This is a genomic window from Chromobacterium amazonense (assembly GCF_001855565.1).
In the GTDB taxonomy this organism is placed as follows: domain Bacteria; phylum Pseudomonadota; class Gammaproteobacteria; order Burkholderiales; family Chromobacteriaceae; genus Chromobacterium; species Chromobacterium amazonense.
In genome coordinates this window covers 79,309-105,365 of record NZ_MKCR01000008.1, presented here as the reverse complement: position 1 = coordinate 105,365, position 26,057 = coordinate 79,309, and the positions used below count along the sequence as shown (strand labels likewise).

General features: G+C 63.5%; 25 protein-coding genes. 11 read left to right on the top strand and 14 right to left on the bottom strand.

Annotation, left to right across the window (positions count from 1 at the left end; translation table 11 throughout):
- Window positions 1-4: 4 nt before the first annotated feature.
- The 5 genes from vioA to BI343_RS06095 all read right to left on the bottom strand — a co-directional run bounded on the left by vioA (window position 5) and on the right by BI343_RS06095 (window position 5,174).
- A complete protein-coding gene (vioA, locus tag BI343_RS06115) occupies window positions 5-1,258 on the bottom strand; it encodes a flavin-dependent violacein biosynthesis tryptophan-2 monooxygenase VioA (protein WP_071109054.1) in 1,254 nt (417 codons plus the stop codon).
- Between the two features lie 294 nt (window positions 1,259-1,552).
- Complete coding sequence (sph, locus tag BI343_RS06110) at window positions 1,553-3,085, bottom strand: sphingomyelin phosphodiesterase (RefSeq protein ID WP_083340836.1); 1,533 nt, start codon at window positions 3,083-3,085, stop codon at window positions 1,553-1,555.
- 345 nt (window positions 3,086-3,430) lie between these two features.
- Complete coding sequence (locus tag BI343_RS06105) at window positions 3,431-4,009, bottom strand: YceI family protein (protein WP_071109053.1); 579 nt, start codon at window positions 4,007-4,009, stop codon at window positions 3,431-3,433.
- A gap of 31 nt (window positions 4,010-4,040) precedes the next feature.
- Window positions 4,041-4,610 (bottom strand): YceI family protein, encoded by a 570-nt coding sequence (locus BI343_RS06100; protein WP_071109052.1) that lies wholly within the window; start codon window positions 4,608-4,610, stop codon window positions 4,041-4,043.
- A gap of 21 nt (window positions 4,611-4,631) precedes the next feature.
- Complete coding sequence (locus tag BI343_RS06095) at window positions 4,632-5,174, bottom strand: cytochrome b (protein WP_043628303.1); 543 nt, start codon at window positions 5,172-5,174, stop codon at window positions 4,632-4,634.
- A gap of 515 nt (window positions 5,175-5,689) precedes the next feature.
- Here BI343_RS06095 and BI343_RS06090 point away from each other — a divergent pair.
- The 5 genes from BI343_RS06090 to acs all read left to right on the top strand — a co-directional run bounded on the left by BI343_RS06090 (window position 5,690) and on the right by acs (window position 10,825).
- Window positions 5,690-6,136 carry a lysozyme gene (locus BI343_RS06090; RefSeq protein WP_071109051.1) on the top strand — a complete coding sequence of 149 codons (447 nt, stop codon included), beginning with the start codon at window positions 5,690-5,692 and terminating at the stop codon, window positions 6,134-6,136.
- Window positions 6,137-6,216: 80 nt separating this feature from the next.
- Entirely contained in the window at window positions 6,217-6,417 is a 201-nt protein-coding gene (locus tag BI343_RS06085) for a hypothetical protein (RefSeq protein WP_071109050.1), read from the top strand.
- A 383-nt stretch (window positions 6,418-6,800) separates the two neighbouring features.
- Window positions 6,801-7,109 (top strand): DUF485 domain-containing protein, encoded by a 309-nt coding sequence (locus tag BI343_RS06080; RefSeq protein WP_043628551.1) that lies wholly within the window; start codon window positions 6,801-6,803, stop codon window positions 7,107-7,109.
- Entirely contained in the window at window positions 7,109-8,788 is a 1,680-nt protein-coding gene (locus BI343_RS06075) for a cation acetate symporter (RefSeq protein WP_043628553.1), read from the top strand. The genes BI343_RS06080 and BI343_RS06075 overlap by 1 nt, the downstream gene beginning before the upstream one ends.
- A 72-nt stretch (window positions 8,789-8,860) precedes the next feature.
- A complete protein-coding gene (acs, locus tag BI343_RS06070; protein ID WP_071109049.1) occupies window positions 8,861-10,825 on the top strand; it encodes an acetate--CoA ligase in 1,965 nt (654 codons plus the stop codon).
- 207 nt (window positions 10,826-11,032) lie between these two features.
- Here acs and BI343_RS06065 read toward each other — a convergent pair whose 3' ends face one another.
- Window positions 11,033-11,563, bottom strand: coding sequence for a GNAT family N-acetyltransferase (locus BI343_RS06065; RefSeq protein WP_071109048.1), 531 nt, complete (start codon window positions 11,561-11,563; stop codon window positions 11,033-11,035).
- A gap of 166 nt (window positions 11,564-11,729) precedes the next feature.
- On the opposite strand from BI343_RS06065, the gene BI343_RS06060 reads away from it, so the two are divergent.
- A complete protein-coding gene (locus BI343_RS06060; protein WP_244886586.1) occupies window positions 11,730-12,695 on the top strand; it encodes a SphA family protein in 966 nt (321 codons plus the stop codon).
- A 93-nt stretch (window positions 12,696-12,788) separates the two neighbouring features.
- Here the strand turns inward: BI343_RS06060 and BI343_RS06055 are convergent, their stop codons facing one another.
- The 3 genes from BI343_RS06055 to BI343_RS06045 are packed head-to-tail and all read right to left on the bottom strand — an operon-like array spanning window position 12,789 to window position 14,075.
- Complete coding sequence (locus tag BI343_RS06055; RefSeq protein WP_071109047.1) at window positions 12,789-13,349, bottom strand: DUF4865 family protein; 561 nt, start codon at window positions 13,347-13,349, stop codon at window positions 12,789-12,791.
- A complete protein-coding gene (locus BI343_RS06050) occupies window positions 13,343-13,750 on the bottom strand; it encodes a tautomerase family protein (protein ID WP_043628562.1) in 408 nt (135 codons plus the stop codon). The genes BI343_RS06055 and BI343_RS06050 overlap by 7 nt, the downstream gene beginning before the upstream one ends.
- A gap of 10 nt (window positions 13,751-13,760) precedes the next feature.
- Entirely contained in the window at window positions 13,761-14,075 is a 315-nt protein-coding gene (locus BI343_RS06045; protein ID WP_043628563.1) for a carboxymuconolactone decarboxylase family protein, read from the bottom strand.
- Window positions 14,076-14,180: 105 nt separating this feature from the next.
- Here BI343_RS06045 and BI343_RS06040 point away from each other — a divergent pair, with 105 nt between their 5' ends.
- The 5 genes from BI343_RS06040 to BI343_RS06020 all read left to right on the top strand — a co-directional run bounded on the left by BI343_RS06040 (window position 14,181) and on the right by BI343_RS06020 (window position 18,908).
- Window positions 14,181-15,074 carry a LysR substrate-binding domain-containing protein gene (locus BI343_RS06040; protein WP_071109046.1) on the top strand — a complete coding sequence of 298 codons (894 nt, stop codon included), beginning with the start codon at window positions 14,181-14,183 and terminating at the stop codon, window positions 15,072-15,074.
- An 81-nt stretch (window positions 15,075-15,155) separates the two neighbouring features.
- A complete protein-coding gene (gene rsxB, locus BI343_RS06035; protein WP_071109045.1) occupies window positions 15,156-15,926 on the top strand; it encodes an electron transport complex subunit RsxB in 771 nt (256 codons plus the stop codon).
- Window positions 15,923-16,555, top strand: a complete 633-nt coding sequence (gene nth / locus BI343_RS06030; RefSeq protein ID WP_071109044.1) for an endonuclease III — start codon at window positions 15,923-15,925, stop codon at window positions 16,553-16,555. The genes rsxB and nth overlap by 4 nt, the downstream gene beginning before the upstream one ends.
- Before the next feature lie 123 nt (window positions 16,556-16,678).
- Complete coding sequence (locus BI343_RS06025) at window positions 16,679-18,139, top strand: DegQ family serine endoprotease (RefSeq protein WP_071109043.1); 1,461 nt, start codon at window positions 16,679-16,681, stop codon at window positions 18,137-18,139.
- Between the two features lie 214 nt (window positions 18,140-18,353).
- Window positions 18,354-18,908, top strand: coding sequence for a flavodoxin family protein (locus BI343_RS06020; RefSeq protein WP_071109042.1), 555 nt, complete (start codon window positions 18,354-18,356; stop codon window positions 18,906-18,908).
- Window positions 18,909-18,981: 73 nt separating this feature from the next.
- Here the strand turns inward: BI343_RS06020 and bcaP are convergent, their stop codons facing one another.
- From bcaP to treP, 5 genes are all read right to left on the bottom strand, one after another.
- A complete protein-coding gene (gene bcaP, locus BI343_RS06015) occupies window positions 18,982-20,379 on the bottom strand; it encodes a branched-chain amino acid transporter BcaP (protein ID WP_071109041.1) in 1,398 nt (465 codons plus the stop codon).
- Window positions 20,380-20,645: 266 nt separating this feature from the next.
- Window positions 20,646-21,110, bottom strand: a complete 465-nt coding sequence (locus BI343_RS06010; protein ID WP_139165662.1) for a hypothetical protein — start codon at window positions 21,108-21,110, stop codon at window positions 20,646-20,648.
- Window positions 21,111-21,214: 104 nt separating this feature from the next.
- On the bottom strand, window positions 21,215-22,471 hold the full coding sequence (locus tag BI343_RS06005) for a carbohydrate porin (protein WP_083340834.1): 1,257 nt from the start codon (window positions 22,469-22,471) through the stop codon (window positions 21,215-21,217).
- A 98-nt stretch (window positions 22,472-22,569) separates the two neighbouring features.
- On the bottom strand, window positions 22,570-24,219 hold the full coding sequence (gene treC, locus BI343_RS06000) for an alpha,alpha-phosphotrehalase (protein WP_071109039.1): 1,650 nt from the start codon (window positions 24,217-24,219) through the stop codon (window positions 22,570-22,572).
- Window positions 24,212-25,666: a PTS system trehalose-specific EIIBC component gene (treP, locus tag BI343_RS05995; protein WP_071109038.1), complete on the bottom strand. Its 1,455-nt coding sequence runs from the start codon at window positions 25,664-25,666 to the stop codon at window positions 24,212-24,214. Before treP ends, treC begins: the two co-directional genes overlap by 8 nt.
- Window positions 25,667-26,057: the final 391 nt, after the last annotated feature.

The window sequence follows — 26,057 nt, the reverse complement described above, 5'->3', positions numbered from 1 at the left end:
CGCGTCAGGAGAGGCGCTGCAGCAGCAGCCGGCTGGCTTCGCGCGCGCTGAGCAAGCCGCCCTCCATCCAGCCGCAGTGCTCGGTATAAGCGTCGGAACAGGCAATGATGCCGTTGTCGCGGTGGCTCAGCGCGGAGGGGTGGCCTATGTCGCTGTCGCGGCAGAATTCGACACCGTGCGCCCAGTACTTGTGCAGATGCGAGCGGGGCTGCGGGATGCGTTCGGCAGCGATGCCCAGCGCGCCGGCCAGATGGCCGCGCACCTGCGCCAGATAATGCTCCTCGCCCTCTGCCAGCGCGCCGCGCCAGTGATTGGCCATCTCGCTGTCGGTGTAGAAGAACAGGTACTTGTCGCCCTTGAAGTAGAGCTTGCGCAGCGGGTTGTCGACGATCAGCACCTGGTCGTCCAGCTTGTAATCCAGCCACCAGGGCTCGTCATAAGTCAGGAAACCCTTGAACAGCGGCAAGGAGCCGTAACGCGCGCCGCCCCACGATTCCGGAAAACCCACGTCCAGCCCCGCCATCGCCGACGGCGGAATCGCCAGGATCAGATGCCGCGCGCGATGCTCCAGCTTCCAGCCATCGTCCCCGGCGAACCGCAGCAGGTAGCCGTCTCCGTCCGCCGCCACCGACAACAGGCGATAGCCCAGGCTGAAGCGCGCGCCCGCCGCCTTGACCCTGGCCTTGATGCCCTGGATCAGCCCCGCAAAGCCGGTTTCCGCAGAAAACCACTGGTTGGCGTCGTTGTCGGTCACGCTCTGGATTTCCGGGTGCTTGCCGACGATGTCGTAGGCCATCTCGGCCGAGATGTCGGGCAGGAACAAAGCGTCATAACCCATGGAGCGGATCATGCCTACCGCGCTGTCCCTGCCCTGAAACCGGCTGACGAATTGCAGGAAGGGCTCTTTGCCGTGTTCCTTCAGCCGCGGCGACAACTCGCTCATCGCCCGCTTCAGCTTCTGCTGGACATGGCTCTTGAATTTCAGCTGGGTGAACGGATACACCTCGCTCTTCTGGCTGTAGTGCGACATCGTCTTGTGGAAATGCGGGTGCAGCTGCGGGGAAAAGCGCCCCGCGCCCAACTCGACCGCCGCCTTGCCGTCCAGCGTTTTCGAACGGATGCGGCCGCCAGCCTCTTGCTGCATGTCGAAAATGCGCAAAGACAGGCCGCGGCAGGCGGGAGAGTCCAGCAGATGGCTGGCGCAAGTCAGGCCGCTGATGCCGGCGCCGACGATGCAGATATCGGATGAATGCTTCATCGTGGTTCCCTCTTGACGGTGCGCCGTCGCTCCGAGCCGCCGCCTGGCTGACCGGTAGACGCTTTGGATTGAGCAGTGCCCGGCTGTTGACGCCGCTCCCTCCTAGCTAGCGGCGCCGTTCCGGCCAGACCAAAAATTGATTTGTCATTCAATAATTTTCATCTTAATGACAAACATGGGTGACACGTTAGTCAATTTGTATCCAATCAACAAGCATACTGTCGGACAGAATGCCTAACCCTGTTCCAATGAACAGGGTCAGCTGTCGCCAATCAGAGACAAGCCATCAGCACCTCAACGCCGCTTGGCGTAGACCAATTGCGCGCGCCAATCCAGATAGCGCGCCTCCTCGCCCAGCCGCACGCGGAAGCGTTCGCCGTCGCCGGCGGCCGGCTGCCACAGATACAGCTGGTCCGCATGGCCGCCGCCGGCCCAGGCCGTCAGGTAATAGTCCGCCGCGCGCGCCCAGTCCTTGAACGACACCACGTCGCCGTCCTGCAAGCAGCCTTCCGGCCGGCTGTGGTTGATCAATCGCAGCTCCGCGGAGCGGTTCAACGCGCCTTGCGCGGCGTAATAGGCATACTGGTTGCCGCCCAGCCCGCTCCACCAGTTCCAGAACCAGCCCGGACGGTCCGCGCGCTCCAGCCTGACGTATTCGCCGGAGCGGACGCAGCCGTTGTCGCGCATGGAAAAATTGTTGGACAGATTGAAGCGCGCGCGCGGCCCCGGCGCCGCGGCATCGGTTTTCAGCCAGCCGTCATTGGCGTCGCCGGCCTGGACGTAGCGGCCGCTGGCCTGATTCTGCAAGGTTAGGCCGCGGTAGCTGCCCGCCGGAGCGCTCAGGGAATGGGTCGGCGTAGAGGCGTCGGCCCAGGCGAAGGCCTGCACCGGGTAGTGGTCGCTGAAATCGGCGTAGGCGTAAGTTTGCTTGGCCAGCGCCGACTGCGCCGTCCATTGCGGCGCCGGCGCGTCCAAGGCCTGGTTGTGCCATACGGCAGGCTGGCGGTGGCCCCGCAACAGCAGGATGTAGTCCAGATATTCCGGCGCGTCGCCCGTGCGCGCCCCATAGCGCTCCAGCGCGATGCCGTTGCCGGCGGTGTCGAAGCTGTGCGGCATGCCGGCGTAGCGCGGCTCGCTGGCCTGCAGAATGTCGAGCAAGGCGCGGTATTCGCTGGTCTTGTTGCGGTCGATATTCATGTCGCCGGCGACGATGACCGTCTCCTCCGGCGGCAAGTGCCTGGCCTTGACCCAATTAGCCAGTTCGCGCAGCTGCGCCTGGCGCACAGCGACGTCGCCATGGTTGGCGCAGCCGCTGTCTTCCGACTGCAGGTGGGTGCCGATGACGTGAAACACGCGGCCGCCGGCATTGATCTTGGCGTAGGCGAAGCCTTTCAGCGCCTGGCCGTCCCAGCTGCAGCCCGGCGTCTGAAACAGATACTGCCGCTGCTCCACGATGGGCCAGCGGCTGACGATGGCGACGCCGCCATCCTCCGGTTTCCATGCGTTCCAGCCTTCGGTCCCATCCCAGCCTTGCTGGGTACGGCCGATGACCGGGGTCTGATACGGAAAGCGCGGCTTGAGCAGCGCCAGCAGCTTGTCCGACGCCGCGTTGTCCTGCAGCTCCTGGAACACCACCACGTCCTGGTCCTGGGCCACGCGGGAAGCCGCCATCAGCTCGACGCGGCGCATCTGGCCATAATTGGGATACAGGGTCTGCGGCAATAGCATGGCGTTCCAGGTCGCCAGCTTCAAGTTTTCGGGAGCATCGGCGCGGCATAGGGCAGGCGCGGCCAGCGCCCCGCACAACAGGAGAGTCCAAGCGTTCATTTGCGTTCCATGTTTGAGTGGAAAGCGCAACAGCTTGGCCTCTCGCCATTGCCAATGAGTTAATTTCAAAAAATTTAATATTCCAAAGTCAAATCAACCGTATCGACTTTGCCATATGAATGCGGATCGCATCTTGCATGCGGCCTGCCTGGCGACGGGGCCGCTAAACCGACTTCCTGCCGCCGGCGTCCTGGCATGCGCCCCGCGGTGGCGACCGCTTCCATTTCCGATCTGCGGCCCGCCGCCTCGGTGATGGCGCTTCGGTCGATGCCGCGCGCCTAAACGCGAAAAACGGCCGCGCCCTTGCGGACCCGGCCGTTTTCCATGGCAAACCCGAGACTGGGCTTACTCGTGGATGGCTTCCACGGCGATGTCGATGGTGACATCGTCGCCGACATACGGCGCGTACTTGCCGGCATTGAACTCGCTGCGCTTGACCTTGACGCTGGCATTGGCGCCGATGGCGTCCTTCTTCAGCATCGGGTGCGGCTGCTGCAGGAAGCTGGACAGGGTCAGCGTCACCGGCTTGGTCACGCCCTTGATGGTCAGATTGCCCTCCACGGTGGTCGGCTTGTCGCCGTCGAACAGCACCTTGGTGGACTTGAAGGTGGCGGTCGGATACTTGGCGGTATCGAAGAAGTCCGCGCCCTGGATGTGGCCGTTGAACACCGGGTAGCCGGTGTCCACCGATTTCATGTCGATGGTGACGTCGACGGAGCCGGTCTTGGCTTCCTTGTCCAACACGATCTTGCCGCTGGTTTTGTCGAAACGGCTCAGCTGGGTGGAAAAGCCGAAGTGGCTGTAGGAAAAGCGCGGAAAGGTGTGGGTGCCGTCGATGACGTAGGTTTCCGGCGCAGCCAGCGCGGCGCTGCTGAAGCCGGCGAAGGCCACGGCGGCCAGAGTGAGGCGAGTCAGTTTATTCATGGCTTCTTTCCTTGGTTGAAAGCGGCCGCGCTTATTTGGCGCGCGCCAGCAGGTGGAACTTGATCTGGATTTCGTTGGCGACGGTGCCGAAGTCCCTCCAGTCGCCTTCGCCGATGGCGAAGTCGGCCCGCTTGATGTTCAGCGCGCCGTCAAAAGCCGCCATCGCGCCCTGCGGCGTCATGGTGGCCACGGTGCTGACGGCCTGGGTGCGGCCCTTGATGGTCAGCTTGCCGTCCACCTGGAAGCGGTTGCCGCCCAGCGGCTTGATGGCGCCGGACACGAAGCGGGCTGTCGGATACTGCTTGGTATTGAACCAGTCCTTGTCAGACACTTGGTCATTGGTCTCTGCCGAGCCAGTGTCGATGCTGGCGATGTCCACCGTCAGCTCAGCCTTGGATGCGGCCGGCTTGGCCGGATCGAAATTCAGCACGGCGGAGAATTTTTTGAACTGGCCTTGCATGCCCACGCCCATCTGCTTATAGCCGAAGGCGATATGGCTCTTGTCCTGCTGGATGGCAGTGTAAGCCGCCGCGCGGGCGGTCAAAGGAGCCGCCAAGACGCTGCCCATGAGCAAGGACAGCGCAAGGGATTGGATTTTCATGTTTGGTTCTCCGGGTGAGGGTCAGGAGCGAGCGCGCCACGGCAGCATGCGGCTCAGCACATCGTCCTTGTCTAGCAGATGATGTTTCAACGCGGCGGCGGCATGGCCCAGCACTGTCGCCGCCAGCAGGTAGTTCAGCGCGGTGTGCACCGCGCCCAGCCGATGCCCCAGGTCTTGATTAGGCGCGATCAGATCCGGCAGCGGCAGCACGCCGAAATACACGGTCTGCACGCCCTTGGCCGAGCTCATCAGCCAACCGGACAGCGGAATGGCGATCATCAGCAGATACAGCGCCAAGTGGCCGACATGCGCCAGCGCCCGCATCGCCGCGCCCATGCCGGCGGGCAGCGCCGGCGGCCGGTGTCCAAAGCGCCAGATCAGGCGCAGCCAAACCAGCAAAAACACCGTGACGCCAGCCCATTTGTGCCAGGAGTAGATCTTCAGCTTGAATGGCGACAGCGGCAGGCCATGCATGTAGAAGCCGACGCAGAACAGGCAGAGCAGCATGATGGCCATCAGCCAGTGCAGAAAGATGGCGGTGGAGGTATAGCGCGTTTGGGACATGGAAGCCTCTGCTGGAAAGTCAAAGCTGCATGGCAGCCGATGGACGATGCTCAATGTAAGCGGTTTTCATTTCACGAAATAGCCCGGCTAAACAAATTTATTGTTTCTCATTAATAAACAATAGATTCTCTCACTGCCAGAATAGCGACAGCACAGTTCATGTCCTGACATCCAGGGGCTGTTGACGTTTGGTGAGTGGATCGCGTTTGCGCTTCGCCAAACCCGCAGGGCCGGGCGCTTTTCGCGCCGACTCTTCGTTGTTCCGCACTGGCAGAGAATGAAATGCGGCACGCGAAACGCCTCAATTCGCCGCAAAACGCATCCCGGCGCGACCTCTCCCCAAACGTCAACAGCCCCTAGGCATTACCAGTAAAATTAAAAATACCAAACAGATTTCCAGGCCGCCATTGTCCGCTCGACGCGGCGACGCCAGCCCCTGTCATGGGGATCGCCCCAGCCGCGACGAGTTCTTTCCGCTCGCCCCTGCCCTATCAACAGATAAAGGAGACCACTTCATGCAAACCAGCAGCAACGGCATCCAGCTGATCCAGCAATTCGAAGGGCTGCGGCTGACCGCCTATCAGGACTCGGTCGGCGTCTGGACCATAGGCTATGGCCACACCGGACCTGATGTGCGGGCAGGCCTGAGCATCAGCGACAGCCAGGCCACGCAGCTGCTGAGCCAGGACTTGCGGCGCTTTGAGCAGGGCGTGTCCAATCTGGTCAAGGTGGCCATCAACCAGAACCAGTTCGATGCGCTGATCAGCTTCAGTTACAACCTGGGCCTGGGCAATCTGCAGAGCTCCACCCTGCTGCGCTTGCTGAACCAGGGCGACTACCGGGGCGCTTCTGGACAGTTCCCGTTGTGGGACAAGGCCGGCGGCAAGGTGCTGCCGGGTCTGCAAAAACGCCGCCAGGCCGAGCAGGCGCTGTTCCTGAGCCCGGTCGCCGCGACGGCCTAAGTTCGCTATTCGACGCATCGCCGCCACAATCGGCCCGCCCGCTGCTAAGCTGGGCGGGTTTGTCTTTTCCCGAATCGCCCATGCCCGCACCGCGTCCGCCGCGCGCCGAGCCGCTATGCCGCCGCTGCCGCCACTACTTCATCACCTACAACCCGGACTTTCCCTACGGCTGCCGGGCGATGGGCTTTTCCAGCAAGCGCCTGCCCTGCCTCGACGTGCAGGAGGCCTCCGGCCAGACCTGCCTGCGCTTCATTCCCAAAACGACGCCCCCGCGCGGCTGAGTTGGCATGCTGCCGGGCGGTTCAGGTTCAGCTTGAATGCGCCACTGCCTCCCGGTCATATCGTTGTCGCTGCTCTGCCGCCATCTCCGTCCCAGCATCAAGTCAGCCGCTTATCCAAGCCAGCCCCCGCGCCATATCCAACTGATGGCCCCGCTCGCCCCATCGCAACGCACAGCCTATCGTCATTATGACAAAAGGCTAAACGGCCGCGAATTCGAGCAAAAATTCCACCACAGACCATTGATTAACATAATATTTCCTAACCAATCATCGGCGCGACAAATTTACCGCATCAAAAAATACGATTAGATTACCGCCGCCGTCCTCTCGTATGTTTGGATCAGCGCCCCTTCAAGCGCAGCACACCCCCAAAGGAGGATGTCATGAATGAGGAGACTCTGAAGAAGATCCAGTCCAATCCGAAGTACCTGGAACTGGTCCACAAGAAAACCAGCCTCGGCTGGACCCTGGCCATCGTCATGCTGGCCATTTATTACGGCTACATTCTGGTGCTGGCTTTCGACCCGTCCTTGCTGGGCAAGCCGCTGTATGCAGGCGCCGCCATGACAGTAGGCATCCCGGTGGGCATTTGCATCATCCTGTCCGCCTTCGTGCTGACAGGCATCTACGTGCGCCGCGCCAACCGCGAGTTCGACCCGCTGACCCAACAGATCGTCGAGGAGTCCCGATAATGCAGCCACGCAAACTCATCCTGGCCGCCTGTGCGGCGGCCCTGCTGCCCACGCTGGCCTTGGCGGCGGGCGCGATAGAAGGCGATGTCAAGCAGCAGGCCACCAACTGGCACGCCATCATCATGTTCTTCCTGTTCGTCGCCTTCACCCTGGGCATCACCTACTGGGCGGCGCGCCGCACCAAATCCGCCAGCGACTTCTACGCCGCCGGCGGCGGCATCACTGGCTTTCAGAACGGCCTGGCCATCGCTGGCGACTATATGTCCGCCGCGTCCTTCCTCGGCATTTCCGCGCTGGTGTTCGAGAAAGGCTACGATGGCCTGATCTATTCCATGGGCTTCCTGGTGGGCTGGCCCATCATCCTGTTCCTGGTGGCGGAACGGCTGCGCAACTTGGGCAAATACACCTTCGCCGACGTGGCTTCTTACCGCCTGCAGCAGACGCCGGTGCGCAGTTTCGCCGCCCTGTCCACGCTGGTGGTGGTGGCGATTTATCTGATCGCGCAAATGGTAGGCGCCGGCAAGCTGATCCAGTTGCTGTTCGGCATGAGCTACGGCTCGGCCGTGCTGCTGGTGGGGGTGCTGATGGTGTGTTATGTGCTGTTCGGCGGCATGCTGGCCACCACTTGGGTGCAGATCATCAAGGCTGTGCTTTTGCTGTCCGGCGCCACCTTCATGGCCATCATGGTATTGGCCACCGTCGGTTTCAGCCCGGAGCTGATGTTTGAAAAAGCCGTCGCCGTCCATAGCAAGGGCGCCGCCATCATGGCGCCGGGCAAGGCCGATCCGATCGACTCCATCTCTCTGGGTCTGGCGCTGATGTTCGGCACCGCCGGCCTGCCACACATCCTGATGCGCTTCTTCACCGTCGCCGACGCCAAGGAGGCGCGCAAGTCGGTGTTCTTCGCCACCGGCTTCATCGGCTACTTCTACATCCTCACCTTCATCATCGGCTTCGGCGCCATCATGCTGGTGCTGAACCAGCCGGGGATGATGGAAACGGTGATGAAGAACGGCAAGGAGGTGCATCAGCTGATAGGCGGCAACAATATGGCCGCCATCCATCTGGCGGGCGCGGTTGGCGGCGACGTTTTCCTCGGCTTCATCTCGGCCGTGGCTTTCGCCACCATTCTGGCGGTGGTGTCCGGCCTGGCCCTGTCCGGCGCGTCCGCGGTTTCGCATGACCTGTACGCCAGCGTGATCAAGCACGGCAAGGCTAACGAAACCGACGAAATCCGCGTCTCCAAGATCACCACCGTGGTGCTGGGCGTGGTGGCCATCGTGCTGGGCCTGGTGTTCGAGAAACAGAACATCGCCTTCATGGTGGGCCTGGCCTTCTCCATCGCCGCCTCGGCAAACTTCCCGGTGCTGTTCCTGTCGATGTTCTGGAAGGGACTGACCACGCGCGGCGCAGTGATCGGCGGCCTGATCGGCCTGCTGACCGCCGTGGTGCTGATCGTGCTGGGCCCGACGGTATGGGTGGAAGTGATGAAGCACGAGCACGCCATTTTCCCGTACAAGAACCCGGCCATCTTCTCGATGACCCTGGCTTTCGTCGCCACCTGGCTGATCTCGGTGCTGGATACATCGAAGCAGGCAGCCGATGAAAAGGCCAAGTTCGACGCCCAGTACGTGCGGGCGATGACCGGCATCGGCGCTTCCGGCGCCAGCAAGCATTAAGTGTCAACACCATAGACAGGCCGCGCGTCGTCACGGCGCGCGGCGACAACATCAAAGACTCTGGAGAAATACATGTCGACGCTAGATTCCATCCTCAAGGAAACCCGCAGCTTCGCCCCGTCGGACGAGTTCCGCCGCAAGGCGGCGATCAGCGGCATGGAGGCCTACAACGCCCTGTGCGAACAGGCCGATGATCATTACCTGTCGTTCTGGGGGGATCTGGCGCGCGAACTGATCACCTGGAAGAAGCCGTTCTCCCGCGTGCTGGACGACAGCCAGGCGCCGTTCTTCAAATGGTTCGAGGATGGGGTGCTGAACGCGTCCTACAACTGCCTGGACCGTCACCTGGCCGCCAACGCCAACAAGATCGCCATCATCTTTGAAGCCGACGACGGCGACGTCACCCGCATCACCTATGCCGAGCTGCACCGCCGCGTCTGCCAGTTCGCCAACGGCCTGAAAAGCCTGGCGGTGAAAAAAGGCGACCGCGTGGTGGTGTACATGCCGATGGGCATTGAGGCCGTGGTGGCCATGCAGGCCTGCGCCCGCATCGGCGCCATCCACTCCGTGGTGTTTGGCGGCTTCTCCGCCGGCGCTGTGCGCGACCGCATCCAAGACGCCGGCGCCAGCGTCGTCATCACCGCCAACGAAGGCATGCGCGGCGGCAAGAATGTGCCGCTGAAACCGACGGTGGACGAGGCGCTGGCGCTGGAAGGCGCCGAATCGGTCAAGCACGTGGTGGTCTACCAGCGCACCAATGGCGGCGCCAACTGGACCGAGGGCCGCGACGTGTGGTGGCACAAGCTGATCGAAGGCCAAAGCGAAACCTGCGAACCGGAATGGATGAACGCAGAAGACCCGCTGTTCATCCTTTATACCTCAGGCTCCACCGGCAAGCCCAAGGGCATCCAGCACAGCACCGCCGGCTACCTGCTGGGCGCGATGAACAGCTTCCGCTGGGTGTTCGACTACAAACCCAACGACGTGTACTGGTGCACCGCCGACGTAGGCTGGATCACCGGCCACAGCTATGTCTGCTACGGCCCGCTGGCCAATGCCGCCACCCAGGTCATCTTCGAAGGCGTGCCCACCTATCCCGACGCCGGCCGCTTCTGGAAAATGATCGAGCAGCACAAGGTTTCCATCTTCTACACCGCGCCGACGGCGATCCGCTCGCTGATCAAGCTGGGCGCCGACCTGCCCAAACAGTACGATCTATCGTCCTTGCGCGTGCTGGGCACGGTGGGCGAGCCCATCAACCCCGAAGCGTGGATCTGGTATTACGAAACCGTCGGCGGCGGCCGCTGCCCCATCGTCGACACCTGGTGGCAGACTGAAACCGGCTCCGCGATGATCGCGCCGCTGCCGGGCGCGGTGCCCACCAAGCCGGGTTCCTGCACCCTGCCCTTGCCCGGCATCATCGCCGATATCGTGGATGAATCCGGCGCCCAGGTGGAACCTGGCCGCGGCGGCTTCCTGGTGATCAAGAAGCCCTTCCCCAGCTTGGTGCGCACCATCTGGAACGATCCGGACCGTTTCAAGAAAACCTACTTCCCGGACGAATTCGACGGCAAATACTACCTGGCCGGCGATTCCGCCCACCGCGACGAGAACGGCTATTTCTGGATCATGGGCCGCATCGACGACGTGCTGAACGTGTCAGGCCACCGCCTGGGCACCATGGAGATCGAATCGGCGCTGGTGGCCAACCCGCTGGTGGCGGAAGCCGCCGTGGTCGGCAAGCCTCATGATGTGAAGGGCGAAGCCGTGGTGGCCTTCGTGGTGCTGAAGGGCGCGCGGCCGCAGGGCGACGCAGCCAAGACCGTAGCGGCGGAGCTGAAAAACTGGGTGGCGCACGAAATCGGCAAGATCGCGCAGCCGGACGACATCCGCTTCGGCGAAAACCTGCCCAAGACCCGCTCCGGCAAGATCATGCGCCGCTTGTTGCGCTCCATCGCCAAGGGCGAGGAAATCACCCAGGACGTGTCCACGCTGGAAAATCCGCAGATTCTGGCGCAGCTGCAGCAACCGCTGTAATCCCTTGAGGAGAGCCTGATTGGCCGTCGCCCGCGCGACGGCCTTTTTTCTTTTCAAAACATCTGGGCCGCAGAAACGAAATAGAACGCAGCCAAGCCGCTGCCAACCGCGCGATGAGCGCCTTGCCCGTTGCAAAAATACAGCGGCATACATGGATCTTGTCCGTGCTTTTTCATGTGGCCCCGTGGCCAATAAAAGTTTTATGGTTTATTGAAAACGAATCCGCGGGGAACGACACGCCATGTGCCACAGATCATGCCATTGCCCATGCAGCAGCATGCTCTTCTCAGCCTTGCCGAACACCGTGAAGCCATTGCGCTGCAGCACCTTGAGCGAGCCGGGATTGGCCGGCCGCACCGTGGCCTCCAATCTGGCCAGCCCCAGCTCGCCGAAGGCCAGCTCGCGCAGGGCGGCCAAAGCCTGGCTGGCGATGCCTTGTCCGGCATGCGCTTCGCCTATGCGGTAACCCAGCTCCGCCTTGTGGAAATACCGCCGCTCCACCCCGCGCAGATTGATGCGGCCGACGATTTCGTCGCCTCGCCAGATCAGATACTGATACCCGGCATCGGCCTTGGCTTCCCCCGCCGCCGCGCCTATCGCATCCCGCACCTCGTCCAGCCGGTAATAACCTTCAGGCCGCGCATTGATCCAGCGCTCGAAATAGGCACGATTGCACAGCTCGAAAGCCAGCCGCGCCTCTGCGTCCTCCGCTTGCGGCGGCAATAGCCGAATGCTCATCCTCTTCCCTCTGATCATCTCGCCCGGGCTGCAGACTAATAAAATTCATACAGCATACCACCAAAGCAAACCGGCAGCGCGCCGCCGCTGGCAGACGTCATATTTATCTGCGATGATCCAAATCAGTTACAGACCTGACCATCAGGCACTGCCGATGAGAATAAAGATGAACACGCCAGACCGAATCCCCGCCCTCGGCGTCGCCGCCTGGGCCGCAGCCGCTTGCTTTGCCCTGTCCATGCCCGCCCGCGCCGATGAAAACGGCGTGAGTTTCTGGCTGCCGGGACAGATCGGCACTTTCGCCGCCGTGCAAAACGATCCGGGCTGGTCCTGGAGTTTCAGCGCCTATCACGGCAAAGCCAGCTCCGAGAGCGTCAAGCGCAATAAAAAAGGCACGGTCTCCGCCAGCCTGCAAAGCACGCCTAACGATTTGCTGTTTGTGTCTCCGACTTACACCTTCGCCACGCCAGTAGCCGGCGCGCAGCTGGCGGTCTCGATGACCGGCTACTATGGCCGCGCCGAAGCCTACGCCAGCCAATCCACCACCACCGTGCGCGGCAGAACGCGCTCGCAGAGCAGCGATGACGTCCATGACGGCTTCGGCGACCTCTACCCGATGGCGACGATGAAATGGAGCCGCGGCAACCACAACTACCTGGCCTACGCCACCATGGGCGTGCCGGTCGGCTCCTACGATCCTAACCGCAACGCCAACCTGGGGCTGAACCACTGGTCTTACGATGGCGGCGGCGGCTACACCTATCTCAACGAAAAAAGCGGCACTGAGTTTTCCGCCGTGCTGGGGCTGACATTCAACCAAAAAAACCCGGACACCGAATACAAAAACGGCAACGATGCCCATCTGGACGTTTCGCTGTCGCAGTTCCTCAATGAAAACTTCCACATCGGCCTGGTCGGCTACGCCTACCATCAGCTGGAGAACGACAGCGCGCCGGGGCTAGGCAAAAAAGATTACAAAGCGCGCGTCGCCGGCCTCGGCCCGCAAGCCGGCTACTTTTTCAAAGTGGGCAAGAACAAGTGGTACGCTAACCTGAAAGCCTACGACGAATTCGACGCCAAAAACCGCACGTCTGGCTGGAACGCCTGGCTGACGCTGTTTGTGCCCATCTGATTGTTCGTAGGGCGGAAGCCCGGAGGGCGTTCCGCCATTGGCAGACAATGGATGGCAGATCGCCCCGCAAGCGGGGCATCTGCCCTACACACATCACGCTGCGCCCAGCGATATCCGGCCCACGCGGTAAAGCTCGCAACCAGGCCCCAGATTGTCCGGCGCCTCGCGCAGCAGCACGATGCGGGTGAGCGACCACTCGGCCGGATCGAAAGCGCTTGCCGCCCCCAGAGCATTCTCGTCCCGCAAGCGCGTCCGTCCCCAGCCCTCCTCCGCCGCGCGCCGCACCGCCAAAGACTCAACGGACGACAAGGGTAGACGCTGGATCACGGCATGCCGCGCCGCTTCCGCCTCGCCTTGCCACTCGCTGAACCAGGCCACGGCGCCATTCACGACAGGGCGGCCAAACGATTCGCTCAGCGCCGCGAAGCCAGGACCGGACAGGAAGTCGCGCATGCCCTCCGCCGTCCGCCACAGATAGAACGGCGCATAGGCATTGGCAGCGGCGCCCGGCTCGCCCTTGATCGCATACAGGTAGGCCTTGAACGCCAGTCCCGGCAGCCCGTCGGTCAGATGGCCGCGCTCGGCGATGCGGCGCTCGATGATTGCCATCGGATAATCAGTCGGTAAAACGATGCGGTATTGCATAGTCAGCATGATCGCAGCTCCTGTCGGCTCAAGGCCGAGGCTTGGCGGCCATGGCTGAACGACCAGTTGTCCATCTCGCCGTCAGCAATCACCACCAGCAGGTCGGCTGGGGCCAAGCCTGGCGATTCAGCGAGGATCGCCGCCATCCGCGCAAACAGGGCGGCCTTGGCCGCAGCCGTGCGCGGCCGGCCGGTCTGGATGGCCACCAGCGCAAAATCATCTGAACGCGGCCCGCCGGCGTAGTCGCGGTCGAAAACCATCTCGCCCGGCTCATGCTGGTGGATCAGCTGGAAACGGTCTGCCGGCGGCACTGCAAAGCATTCCACCATGGCTTGATGAATGCCGTCGGCCAGGGCGCGCAGGTACTGCGGCGGCTTGCCCTTGAGCAGGGAAATGCGGACATAGGGCATGAGGCTCTCCTTATCTTGTCTGATCGGCCAGAACGGCATCCAGCTGCTCCAGCGCGGCGGTGGCGGACGGCCAACCGATATAAAAGGCCAAATGGGTCAGCAGCTCGCCCAATTCCTCTGCGCTTAAGCCGTTGTCCAGCCCGCGTCTCAGGTGGAATGCCAGCGCGTGCGGTCGGGCCTGGCCCAGCACGGCGGCGAGAGTGATCAGGCTGCGCTCGCGCGGCGACAATGCGCCGCGCCGCCAAACATCGTCGAACAAGACTTCGCGCGTCAGCTGATCCAGCTTGGGCGCGAGGCGAGACAAGGCTTCAGTTGCGGAAAACATGGCTGGCTCTTGCGTGGTCAAAGACATGCGCTCACTGTAGCCCTGGCCATTAATACTGAAAATCGAATATATTTTTACTATCCATCCCAAAATTCAGGATGATTCATGCGTAAGCCCCTGCTCGACCTAGACGCGCTGCAAAGCTTCGCCAGTGGCGTGGAACTGGGCAGTTTCGCCCGCGCGGCGGAGCGGCTGCATCGCTCCACTTCCGCTGTCAGCGCCCAACTGAAAAAACTGGAGGAACAAGCCGGCGTTCCCATCCTGCAAAAGTACGGACGCGGGCTGGAACCGACCCCGGCCGGCGAAGTTTTGCTGTCCTATGCCCGACGTTTGCTGGAGCTGAATGACGAGGCCGTGCAGGCGGTGCGCGGCGCGGAGTTGGCCGGCAGCGTGCGGCTGGGACTGGCCGAGGATTTCGGCGAGGGCATGCTCCCCCAAGCGCTGGGCCGCTTCGCCCGCGCCTGCCCGGAAGTGCATGTTGAGGTTCGAGTGGGACGCAGCTTGGAACTGCAGCGCGCGCTGCAAGCCGGCCAGTTGGACCTGGCCCTGCTATGGCGCGACGGTTCGCCCTGGCCTCATCAAGACCAATTGGGGCAGATTCCGCTGCACTGGGTCGCCGCGTCCAGCCAGCCGCCCCGCACGGACCCGCGCCCCTTGCCGCTTGTCCTGTTCGACCCGCCTTGCCTGGTGCGGCGCCTGGCCTGCGACGCGCTGGACCAGGCCGGCCAGCCCTGGCGCATCGCCGTCAGCGGCAGCAGCCTGGCCGGCCTGTGGTCCGCGGTGCGCGCTGGCTTGGGCATCAGCGCGCGCACGGCTTTGGGCTTGCCTGCGGATTTACGCGCCCTGTCTCCCGCGGAGTGGGGATTGCCGTCGCTGCCCCGGCTGGAACTGGCGCTGCTGCGGGCGCAAACGCCGCTGCCCGATGCCGCGGAGCAACTGCGCCGCATCCTGCTGGACAGTCTGGCGGAGCGCATCCCTGAAGAGACCGCCATCGCATAAGAAAGCGTCCGCGCATTGCGGGAGTTGAAGCAAAAGCTCTTAACATTGATAATTAATGGTTTTTGAAGCGGAATCCGTAGCATGGCCGTCATCACACTCGTCGACCGGATCGACGCCCTCCTGCCCCAGACCCAGTGCGGTCAGTGCAGCCACGCCGGCTGCCGCCCGTACGCCGAGGCCCTGGCGGAAGGCCGCGACCCGATCAACCGCTGCCCGCCGGGCGGCGAGGACGGCGTGCGGGCGCTGGCGGCGCTGCTGAATCAGCCTGTCATCCCGTTCGACCCCACCGGGCCGCAGCCCAAGCCGCGCGCGCTGGCGGTGATACGCGAAGACAGCTGCATAGGCTGTACGCTGTGCATCCAGGCCTGTCCGGTAGACGCCATCGTCGGCGCGGCCAAGCAGATGCATACCGTGATCGCCGACGAATGCACCGGCTGCGAACTGTGCCTGGCGCCCTGTCCGGTGGACTGCATCGATCTGGTGCCGGTGGCCGATCCCGACGACGGCAAGCGCGAACGCGTGATGGCGCGCGCCGCCCTGGCCCGCAAGCGCTATGACGCCCGCCAGGCGCGCAAGGCGCGCGATGCGGCGGACAAGGCGAAGCGGCTGGCCGAACGCGCCGCCGTTCCGGCATCGCCCGCCCCAGCGGCGGCACAGGCAGCCATCGCCGCGCCGGCTGCCGGGCCCGTGGACAAGAACGAGCTGATCCGCAAAGCCATGGAGCGCGCCAAGCAGCAGGCGCCGGTGGCCGCCACCGCCTCCTCCGATAAAATGGCGGTGATCCGCGCCGCGATGGAACGCGCCGCCGCGATGAAAGCGGCGCAACAGGAAGCCGATAAGGATAAAGAGTGAACGCCGCCAAACGCCTGGAAATTTTCCGACGCCTGCGCGAGGCCACCCCGCATCCGACCACCGAGCTGGAATACAGCACGCCGTTCGAGCTGCTGATCTCGGTGCTGCTGTCGGCGCAGGCAACGGATGTCGGCGTCAACAAGGCCACTCGCCGGCTGTATCCGGTGGCCAACACCCCGGCCGCCATGCTGGCGCTGGGCGAAGAAGGCCTGGCCGACTTCATCAAGACCATAGGCCTGTACAAGACCAAGGCCAAGAATGTGATCGCCACCTGCCGCATCCTGCTGGAAAAGCATGGCGGCGAGGTACCGCAAACGCGCGAAGCGCTGGAAGCGCTGCCCGGCGTGGGCCGCAAGACGGCCAATGTGGTGCTCAACACCGCCTTTGGCCAGCCCACCATCGCAGTGGACACCCATATTTTCCGGGTTTCCAATCGCACCCGCATCGCGCCGGGCAAGGACGTGCGCGAAGTGGAAGACAAACTGATCAAGTTTGTGCCGGCGGAGTTCAAGCTGGACGCGCACCATTGGCTGATTCTGCATGGACGCTACGTATGCAAGGCCCGCAAGCCGGAATGCCAGCGCTGCGTCATCGCGGACCTCTGCGAATATCCGGCAAAACCGTTATGATAAAAATGGAGAGAGAAACTGGGCGCCCATGACAATAAGCGGATTGCAAAAACGCGTAGCCGCCCCCATTTACCTTCCCGCATCAGCCCAAAAGGATCGCCCGTGACCAACAGTCTCCGCATCATGGCCGGCGCCCTGCTCGCGGCGTCGTTACTGTCCGGCTGCGACAGAATCGAGCAGTTTGTAAAAGGCGGCAGCCAACCCGCTCCCGTTGCCATTCCCGCCCAGCAGGATGGCCGCGTGGCCATGCTATTGCCCGACTTCACCCAGCTGGTCACCCGCGACGGGCCGGCGGTGGTCAATATCCAGGCGGCGCGAGAGGCTTCGGTCTCGACGCAGCCCAGCAGCCATCCTCAACTCCCGGTTCCGGAAGACGACCCACTGTATGATTTCTTCCGCCGCTTCATGCCGCCCTCCCCGCAGCAAGAACAGCCGCAGGAAGACAGCGTGTCCTACGGTTCCGGCTTCATCATCAGCAGCGACGGCTACATCCTGACCAATGCCCACGTGGTGGCCGATGGCAGGCAGATTCGCGTCACGCTGACCGACAAGCGCGAGCTGCGCGCCAAGTTGGTGGGCCTGGACAAGCGCAGCGATGTGGCCTTGCTGAAAGTGGCGGCGGCGGACTTGCCGGTGGCCAAGATAGGCAACCCGTCAGACCTGAAGGTAGGCGAATGGGTGGCCGCCATCGGCGCGCCGTTCGGCTTCGACAACACCGTCACCGCCGGCATCGTCTCCGCCAAGGGCCGCAGCCTGCCCGACGAGACGCTGGTCCCGTTCATCCAGACCGACGTGGCGATCAATCCCGGCAACTCGGGCGGCCCGCTGTTCAATCTGCGCGGCGAGGTTGTCGGCATCAACTCGCAGATCTATAGCCGCTCCGGCGGCTTCATGGGCATTTCCTTCGCCATCCCGATCGATCTGGCGATGCAGGTGGCCGACCAGCTGAAAACCAAGGGCAAAGTCAGCCGCGGCCAACTGGGCATCAATATCCAGGAGGTGACGCAGGAGCTGGCGCAATCGTTCGGCCTGCCGCGCCCATCCGGCGCGTTGGTGGTGCGGGTGGATCCGAAGGGGCCAGCAGCCAAGGCCGGCCTGATGCCGGGCGACATCATCCTGAAGCTGAACACCCAAGTCATCGACAGCTCCAAAGACCTGCCGATGCTGGTGGGCGCGCTCGGACCCGGCACCAAGATCAAGCTGGTGGTGTGGCGCAAGGGCTTCGAGAAGAGCCTGGAAGCCACCCTGGTGGAACAAGCGCCGGACACCGAAGGCAATGCCAAGCCATCCAGCGACAACACGCAGCAAGGCTATCAGTTCGGCAAGCTGGGCCTGACGCTGTCCGAGCTGACAGCGGAGCAACGCGCCGACCTGGGCATCCGCGGTGGCCTGCTGATCCAGAAGGCGCAAGGCCCGGCCGCCCGCTCCGGCCTGCAGCCCGGCGACATCATCATGGGCTTGAATCAGAACGACGTCACCAGCATCTCCGCGTTTGAGAAAGCGCTGGCCAACTCAGGCGGCCATGCCGCCCTGCTGGTCAAGCGAGGCGACGCCATGCTGTTCATCGCGCTGCGCACCGACTGATCCCGCAGCCATCGCCACGCTACGCCGCCCACTCTTCCGTGGGCGGCGTTTTTCATTTCCGCTCAAGGCAACGCTTAGCAGAGCTGGCCGCAAAACGCCTCGCGACAATCATTTCTTCCCGCGAAACAAAGAATTCACCCGCGCGCTCTGTTTCAGTTGCTCCTGACCGGCGCATACTGGCCTGTCATTTCCAACCCGCTAAGGAAAGCCCGCCATGTCCAAGATTGTCGTTGTCTACCACTCCGGCTACGGCCATACCCAGAAAGTCGCCGAGGCGGTCGCGGCCGGCGCATCGGCCCAGCTCATCGCCATCGATGCCGAAGGCAATCTGCCGGAAGGCGGCTGGGACGCGCTGGCCGCAGCCGACGCCATCATCTTCGGCACGCCCACCTATATGGGCGGCCCGAGCTGGCAGTTCAAGAAATTCGCCGACGCCAGCTCCAAGGCCTGGTTCACCCGCGTGTGGCAGGACAAGGTCTTCGGCGGCTTCACCAATAGCGCCAGCCTCAACGGCGACAAACAGGTCACGCTGATCTATCTGCAAACCTTGGCCTCGCAACACGGCGGCATCTGGGTCAGCCTGGGCATTCTGCCCAGCAACACCAAGGCCGCCAGCCGCACCGACATCAACAACCTGGGCGGTTCCGCCGGGGTGCTGGCGCAGTCGCCGGCCGATGCCAGCGTGGACGAAATTCCGCAAGGCGATCTCGACACCGCCAAAGCCTATGGCCAGCGGGTGGCCGCCATCGCCGCCAAGTGGCGCGGCTGATCTCAGCCATCCCGGCATCAGCAAACAAAACGGCCCGCGCAAAGGCGGGCCGTTTGTCATGCACAAGCCGGGCTCAGGCCGGATTGTGCAGCAGCGAATTGCGCCGCGAGTAACCGAAGTACACCACCAAGCCAATGGCCAGCCAGGCGGCGAAGCAGGCCCAGGTCAGCAGCGACAGCTGCGTCATCAGGAAGCCGCAGAACAGGATGGCCAGACCCGGGATGGTGGGCACGGCCGGGCAGACGAACTTGCGCGGCAGGTCCGGCTCGCGCTTCCTGAGCACGATGACCGACAACGCGATCAGGGTGAAGGCGGCCAGGGTGCCGATATTCACCAGCTCGGCCAGCGTATGCAAGGGCACCAGTCCGGCCAGCAAGGCGATGATGGTGCCGATCAGCCAGGTGGCCTTGTACGGAGTGCCGTACTTCGGGTTCACTTCGGAGAAGATCTTGGGCAGCAGGCCGTCGCGGCTCATCGCAAACAGGATGCGCGTCTGGCCGTAAGTCATCACCAGAATCACGGTCATCATGCCCAGAATGGCACCCAGGTCCACAAAGCCGGCAAACCAGTCCAGCTTGGCCACCTGCAGCGCCAGCGATACCGGGTGGTCCACGCCGGCAAACTGCAGGTAAGGCACGATGCCGGTCATGATGGCGGCCACCACCACGTACAGCAGCGAGCACACCGCCAGCGACCAGATCACGCCGCGCGGAATATCCTTGGCCGGATTCTTCACTTCCTCGGCGGCGCAGGTCACCGCGTCAAAGCCGATGAAGCTGAAGAACACGATGGCCGCGCCGTGGAACACGCCGGAGAAGCCGAACGGCAGCGCCGGCTGCCAGTTGACCGGCTTGACGTGCCATACGCCGATGGCGATGAACAGCAGCACCACGCCCACCTTGATCAACACCACCACGTTGTTGACGCGCTTGGACTCCTTGATGCCGAAGGCCAGCAGCGCGGTGATCAGCATCGCGATGCAGAAGGCCGGCAGATTGAACAGCGTGTCCTTGCCCGGGACCGAACCGGCCGCGGCAGTCAGCAGCTGCGGCAACGTCACGCCGAAACCGGACAGCAGGCTCTGGAAATAGCCGGACCAGCCCACGGATACCGCGGACGAAGCCAGCAGATATTCCAGCAGCAGATCCCAGCCGATGATCCAGGCGATCAACTCGCCCAGCGTGGCGTAGGCATAAGTGTAGGTGGAGCCGGAAATCGGCAGCATGGAGGCGAATTCGGCATAGCACAGCGCGGCAAAGCCGCAGGCGAAGGCGCTGATGACGAAGGACAGCACCAGGCCAGGGCCGGCGATGGTGGCGCCGGTGCCGGTCAGCACGAAAATGCCGGTGCCGATGATGGCGCCGATGCCCAACATGGTAAGGTCAAACGCGGAGAGCTCTTTTCGCAGCCCGCGCGAAGTCTGAGCGGTGGCCAGCATGCCCTGGACGCTCTTCTTGCGCATCAAACTCATTGTCTACTATCCCGTATTTTGGCCAGCACCGGTCGGCGCGCGCGCAAAGCGCGCCGCGCTGAAACGACGAGACGCCCGCTGTCCAGGCGGGCGCCTCATGCTCGGATTAGGCTGTAAAGTGATCTGATTTGCCCCTCCGCCGCTGGCCTGTCTATGCGCAGGCCATGTCAACGAAGGCTTTCGATACTACAGCAGGGGCCTATCGCCACAATACGGGAAAACAGCAATGGCCAGAATCAAGCCATTCAGCATTCATTAAATTTTTATTACCCAGGAAGCGACATCCGGTCCAGCAGACGGCGCGCCGCCGCCTCCAGCCGCTCGCGCGAACTGTCTCCGCTTCCCAGCCGTTCGCGGCCGCTCCACACCACGGCGCCGTCCGCCGAGCGCACCGCCAGGTTCAGCACCGGCCAGGTTTCCAGACGATAAGGCGGATCGCGCCAATAGCCGTCGTAGCGCCAGTCTGTAGGCTGCGTCACCCATTGCTGGTCCTGGCTTTCGGTGAAACACAGCCGCCACGGGCCGCGCGGGTTCTCTTCCAGTCCGCGCAAGGCCAGGCGGGTAGCCACCCAATCGCGCCAACCGCCCACCGCGTCGCCGGACGGCAGGCACTCCAAGCGGACGCCATTCGCCGCGGCCGGCGCAGGCGCGGGCGCGGCCACGCCATCAGCCGAAGCCAAGCCCGCGCACAGACACGCGGCCAGCATGCCGCCAAGCAGAAGCCACCTCATACCCTCTCCCAACACGAAACCGTATCGGCTTCAGACTGCCGCAAAAACGCAAAGTGCCGCAACTTTCGCCGCGGCACTGCAAAAACTTCAGGATGCCGACCAGCTCACCACCAGGCTTCGATCTGCACGCCCACCGTCGCAGCGTGGGTGCGGCCGCCCACGGCAAAGCCGCTCAGATTGGCCTGCGCCGCCGCGTCGTTCCAGGTGAAATGGCTGGCGTACACCCGCAGCTCGGGACGAGTCCAGAAGTCGGTATTCGGCGAAAAAGCCACCGCCAGCGTCGCCTTGTTCAGCCGCTGCAGCGGCTGATTGTCCGTGTCGCGGCTGGTCAGGCCGATCTCGGTCAGCAGCTTGACGTTGGCCGCCACGCCGTAGGACAAGCGCCCGCCCAGCGTGACGTCGCGGTATTTGGCCGCGTTGTCCGGCGCCACCGTCTGCCAACCCAGCAGCGCCTGGCCGCCAAAGCGGCCGCGCTGCCAGTCCAGCACATCGGCGATGCGGCTCTGCCGCGCGCCGGCTTGCGCCGCGCCGTTGTTGTCGAGGTTGTAAAACTGGCCAGACAGCGAGGCATGGCCGGTGGAAGTCTGCAGGAACAGCGAGTTGTTGAGGCCTTGGGCCAGAAAGTCCTTCTGGTTGTGCAATAGGCCCAGCGCCGCGCCGGGCTTGCCGATGGCGAAATCGCCGCCTATCGCCGCGCCGGTCAGCGTCAGCTTGCCGCCGGGATTGGTTGCTATGCCGGTCAGCTGAAAGTTGGCGCGGCGCGCGTTGTTGAGCGAGGCGTTGTCATTGGCGTAGCTGCCGGACGAGGAAACGGACACGTTGAATTTAGCCTGGCCCACGGCGATGCCATCCACGCCGGCGCCGTAGTTGTCGCCGTCCTGCATCAGCCAGTTGTCCAAAATATGGATGTCCTGGATGCGGTGGTAACGCTGGCCGGCCCACAAGGTCAGGTTGGGCGCGAATTCCAGCCCGCTGATGTAGCCGTACACCTGAGACGCGCTGGTCTTGCCGTTATAGATGGTGGGCATCACGTAAGCGCCCCAGCTCACGCCGTTGCCCAGCGTCCATTTCTTGCCGACGCCGAACTCGATATAGGTATCGCCCTCGTTGCCCAGGCGGTAATGCTGCAAGTCGCCGCCCAGCTGGTACTGGCCCTTGGGCAGATTGTCGCCGGCGCTGGCGTAGAAGCCGCTGCGCAGATAGCCGTCGAACTGGAAGCCCATTTCGTCCAGCGCCTTTTTCACCGCGCCGCTCAACTGCTCGGCGCTGAGCTGCGGCGCCGGCGCGGCGTCGGCCCGCGCCTGGATATGCCAGGCCAGCGGCAGCAAGATCCATAACCAATTGATCGTTTTTGTCCTCATTATCGTCTCCTTGTGTGGATGAAGGCCCGCGCGCGCGGGCAAAGCGCCGCCCTGCCGGCCTGATGGCTGGCATGGCGGGGCAAGGCTTTAGGAAAGCGTTACGGGGAAGCCGGCGGCGTCGCGCGGTACAGCAGCGAATGCCAGGGCTTGAGCTGGCCGATGGCCTGCGGCGGATAGTTGGACAGCAGCAATTCCAAATCCCACCCTTCCGGCACCGCATCGGCCGGCGGCAGGTAATGGATGTTGTCGGCGCCGAAGTGGCTGATCACCAGCAGCATTTCGTCAGCGCAACGGCGGGTGTAGGCCCACAGGCTGGAATGATCCGGCGTCAGACAGCGGTAATCGCCATCGGCGAACACCCGATACTGCTTGCGCAGCTGGATCAGGCGGCGGTAGTGGTGCACGGCGGAGTTGGGGTCGCCGATGGCGGTGGCGACATTGACGCTGCCGACATCCGGCGCCACGCCTATCCAGGGCTCCACCGCGCTGAAGCCGGCGTGCGGGCCGTCGTCCCACTGCATCGGCGTGCGGGCGTTGTCGCGCGAGCGCTGGCGGATCACCGCCATCGCCTCGCCATCGCTCAAGCCCTCTTCCAGCAGCTGTCGATAGGCGTTGAGGCTTTCCACGTCGCGCAGCTGGCCGATGTCGGCGAAGCCGGGATTGGCCATGGCGATCTCTTCGCCCTGGTAGATATAGGGCGTGCCCTGCAGGCCGTGCAGCGCGGTGGCCAGCATCTTGGCGGACTCGGTCCGCCAGCGGCCATCGTCGCCAAAGCGCGACAGCGCGCGCGGCTGGTCATGGTTGCACCAGAACAGCGCGTTCCAGCCGCCGCCGGCGTGCATGCCGGTTTGCCAGGCGGACAGGATGCGCTTGAGCGCGATGAAGTCCACCTCGCCCGGCCGCCACTTCTGCCCATCCGGGTAATCCACCTTCAGATGGTGGAAGTTGAAAGTCATGCTCAGCTCGCGCCGGTCCGGCCGGCTGTAGGCGATGCAGTGCTCCAGCGAGGTGGACGACATCTCGCCCACCGTTAGCAAGTCATGCCCGGCAAACACCTCGCGGTGCATCTGTTGCAGGTATTCATGCACGCGCGGGCCGTCGGTGTAGAAGTGGCGGCCGTCGCTGTCGTCCTCGGAGAAGGCTGGGTCCTTGGAGATCAGGTTGATCACGTCCAGGCGGAAGCCGGCCACGCCCTTGTCGCGCCAGAAGCGCATCATCTCGAACACCGCCTGCCGCACGGCCGGGTTGTCCCAGTTCAGATCGGCCTGGGTCTTGTCGAACAAATGCAGATAGTACTGGCCGCTGGCTGGGTCTTTCTCCCAGGCGCTGCCGCCAAACTTGGACTGCCAGTTGTTGGGGGCGTCGCGCCAGATGTAGAAATCGCGATAGGGGTTGTCCCTGCCCTTCAGCGCCTCTTGGAACCAGGCATGTTCAGTGGAGGTGTGGTTGACCACGATGTCCAGCATCACGCCTATGCCGCGGCGCTTGGCCTCGGCCAGCAGCAGCTCGAAGTCTTCCATGCTGCCGTAGGCCGGGTCGATGCGGTAGTAGTCGCTGACGTCGTAGCCGTTGTCGCGCTGCGGCGAGCGGTAGAACGGCGTCAGCCACAGGTAATCCACCCCCAGCCAGGCCAGGTAGTCCAGCCGGTCCACCACGCCCAGGAGATCGCCAGCGGCTTGGTTGCGGTGGCTGCAAAAGCTCTTGGGGTAGATTTGGTACACCACCGCCTTTTTCATGTCCTTAGACATTTTGTGCGGCCTCCCCTTGAGCGGCAGCGGCCAGCTGGCGGCGCGCCAGCAGCCAGGTCAAGCCGAAGGGCAGCGCCAGCGCGGTCACGGTGCCCGCCAGGAACAGCGGGATGTGCTGCGGGATGATGGAGATGAAGGCCGGCAGACCGCCCACGCCGATCGCCGACGCCTTGACGTGGCCCAGGCTGATCAGCACCGCCGCGCAGGCGGAGCCGGCGAGCGCCGCGTAGAACGACAGCTTGTAGCGCAGATTGACGCCGAACATCGCCGGCTCGGTGATCCCGAAGAAGGCCGATACCGCCGAGGTGGACGCCATGTTCTTGTCGTTGGCGTTCCTGGCCAGCCAGAACATCGCCAGCGCGGCGCTGCCCTGGGCGATATTGGACAGCGCGATCATCGGCCAGATGAAGGTGCCGCCCTGGCTGGCAATCAGCTGCAGGTCCACCGCGATGAACATATGGTGCATGCCGGTCAGCACCAGCGGCGCGTACAGCGCGCCAAACAATGCCGCGCCCAGCCACGGCGCCAGGTTGAACACGTAAACCAGCGCGTCGGTGACGGCGATGCCCAGGTGGCGGGCCAGCGGGCCGATCACCGCCAGCGCCAGGAAGCCGCTGACCGCGATGGTGACGATGGGCACCACCAAGAGCTGCACCGCGTTGGGCACCCGCGGCTTCAGCCACAACTCGACGCGGCACATCACCCAGGCCGCGGCCAGGATGGGCAGAATCTGGCCCTGGTAACCCACCTTCTCGATACGCAGGCCGAACAGGTCGAAATAAGGCACCGACGCGCCGTCCAGCCCCGCCGCCGCCTTGCCGTAATTCCAGGCATTCAGCAGGTCCGGATGCACCAGCAGCAGGCCCAACACGATGCCGAGAATCTCGCTGCCGCCGAAGCGCTTGGCCGCCGACCAGCCCACCAGCGCCGGCAGAAACACGAAAGAGGTGTTGGCCATCATATTGATCAGCCCCCACAGGCCGGACAGGCCCGGATAGGCGTCCAGCAGGCTCTTGTCCGCGATGAACATGCCCTTGGCGCCCAAGAGATTGTTGGCGCCCATCAGCAGGCCGGCGATGACGATGGCCGGCAAGATGGGCATGAACACGTCCGAAAACACCTTGACCAGCTGCTGCAGCCGGTTCTGCTTGGCGTCGCCGCTGGCCTTGACGTCGGCGATGGTGGCGCGCGCCACGCCGCCCTGCTTCACCATTTCGGCGTAGACGCGGTCCACGTCGCCGGCGCCGATGACGATCTGAAACACCCCGGCATTGCTGAAATGGCCCTTCACCAGCGCCACCTGGCGCAGCGCGTCCCCTTGCACCACCGTATCGTCGCGCAATGAAATGCGCAGCCGGGTGAGGCAGTGCGCAGCCTGGCGGATATTGCCCGCGCCGCCGATGTTTTCCAGTATCTGCGCGGCGATCGCCTGATAGTCGTGACTCATCATCCCTCCCTGTCCCTTTGTCGCGGCGGCGGGTCAACGCCCATTCACGATGCCCGAAATCCGCCTGTTCGTGGTGATTGTCTGCATGGCAATCAAGGGCAAGTTAACTCGTACATACGAGATGGTCAACACTCGTCTATACGAGTTTGAAAAAAGTCAAACCGACTGCCGCCATTTCGCAACAGCGGCAAGACAAAGGCCCGGGCGGATGACTCCGCGCCGGGCCTGACCCATTCGATCCATTCTGCCATCAGCAGTGGATCGCCCCTCCGGGGCATCCACCCTACGAAACACCATCTGCCGTGGGACGGAGTCCCGGCAAAACCAAGCGTTCCGCCAAGTCGCAGCCATCATGGCAGTATCCGGGATGCGTGACGCTAACCCCATTCCC

Bases quoted from the DNA above. Each gene is read 5' to 3' on its own strand.
- BI343_RS06090 (WP_071109051.1), top strand. From the start codon at position 5,690: ATGCAAACCAGCAGCAACGGCATCCAGCTGATCCAGCAATTCGAAGGG.
- acs (WP_071109049.1), top strand. From the start codon at position 8,861: ATGTCGACGCTAGATTCCATCCTCAAGGAAACCCGCAGCTTCGCCCCG.
- BI343_RS06025 (WP_071109043.1), top strand. From the start codon at position 16,679: ATGGCCGGCGCCCTGCTCGCGGCGTCGTTACTGTCCGGCTGCGACAGA.
- bcaP (WP_071109041.1), bottom strand. From the start codon at position 20,379: ATGAGTTTGATGCGCAAGAAGAGCGTCCAGGGCATGCTGGCCACCGCT.
- treC (WP_071109039.1), bottom strand. From the start codon at position 24,219: ATGTCTAAGGACATGAAAAAGGCGGTGGTGTACCAAATCTACCCCAAG.
- BI343_RS06040 (WP_071109046.1), top strand. From the start codon at position 14,181: ATGCGTAAGCCCCTGCTCGACCTAGACGCGCTGCAAAGCTTCGCCAGT.
- BI343_RS06050 (WP_043628562.1), bottom strand. From the start codon at position 13,750: ATGCCCTATGTCCGCATTTCCCTGCTCAAGGGCAAGCCGCCGCAGTAC.
- BI343_RS06085 (WP_071109050.1), top strand. From the start codon at position 6,217: ATGCCCGCACCGCGTCCGCCGCGCGCCGAGCCGCTATGCCGCCGCTGC.
- BI343_RS06010 (WP_139165662.1), bottom strand. From the start codon at position 21,110: ATGAGGTGGCTTCTGCTTGGCGGCATGCTGGCCGCGTGTCTGTGCGCG.
- BI343_RS06005 (WP_083340834.1), bottom strand. From the start codon at position 22,471: ATGAGGACAAAAACGATCAATTGGTTATGGATCTTGCTGCCGCTGGCC.
- BI343_RS06080 (WP_043628551.1), top strand. From the start codon at position 6,801: ATGAATGAGGAGACTCTGAAGAAGATCCAGTCCAATCCGAAGTACCTG.
- sph (WP_083340836.1), bottom strand. From the start codon at position 3,085: ATGAACGCTTGGACTCTCCTGTTGTGCGGGGCGCTGGCCGCGCCTGCC.
- BI343_RS06045 (WP_043628563.1), bottom strand. From the start codon at position 14,075: ATGTTTTCCGCAACTGAAGCCTTGTCTCGCCTCGCGCCCAAGCTGGAT.
- BI343_RS06055 (WP_071109047.1), bottom strand. From the start codon at position 13,349: ATGCTGACTATGCAATACCGCATCGTTTTACCGACTGATTATCCGATG.
- treP (WP_071109038.1), bottom strand. From the start codon at position 25,666: ATGAGTCACGACTATCAGGCGATCGCCGCGCAGATACTGGAAAACATC.
- vioA (WP_071109054.1), bottom strand. From the start codon at position 1,258: ATGAAGCATTCATCCGATATCTGCATCGTCGGCGCCGGCATCAGCGGC.
- BI343_RS06065 (WP_071109048.1), bottom strand. From the start codon at position 11,563: ATGAGCATTCGGCTATTGCCGCCGCAAGCGGAGGACGCAGAGGCGCGG.
- BI343_RS06075 (WP_043628553.1), top strand. From the start codon at position 7,109: ATGCAGCCACGCAAACTCATCCTGGCCGCCTGTGCGGCGGCCCTGCTG.
- BI343_RS06020 (WP_071109042.1), top strand. From the start codon at position 18,354: ATGTCCAAGATTGTCGTTGTCTACCACTCCGGCTACGGCCATACCCAG.
- rsxB (WP_071109045.1), top strand. From the start codon at position 15,156: ATGGCCGTCATCACACTCGTCGACCGGATCGACGCCCTCCTGCCCCAG.
- BI343_RS06105 (WP_071109053.1), bottom strand. From the start codon at position 4,009: ATGAATAAACTGACTCGCCTCACTCTGGCCGCCGTGGCCTTCGCCGGC.
- BI343_RS06095 (WP_043628303.1), bottom strand. From the start codon at position 5,174: ATGTCCCAAACGCGCTATACCTCCACCGCCATCTTTCTGCACTGGCTG.
- BI343_RS06060 (WP_244886586.1), top strand. From the start codon at position 11,730: ATGAACACGCCAGACCGAATCCCCGCCCTCGGCGTCGCCGCCTGGGCC.
- BI343_RS06100 (WP_071109052.1), bottom strand. From the start codon at position 4,610: ATGAAAATCCAATCCCTTGCGCTGTCCTTGCTCATGGGCAGCGTCTTG.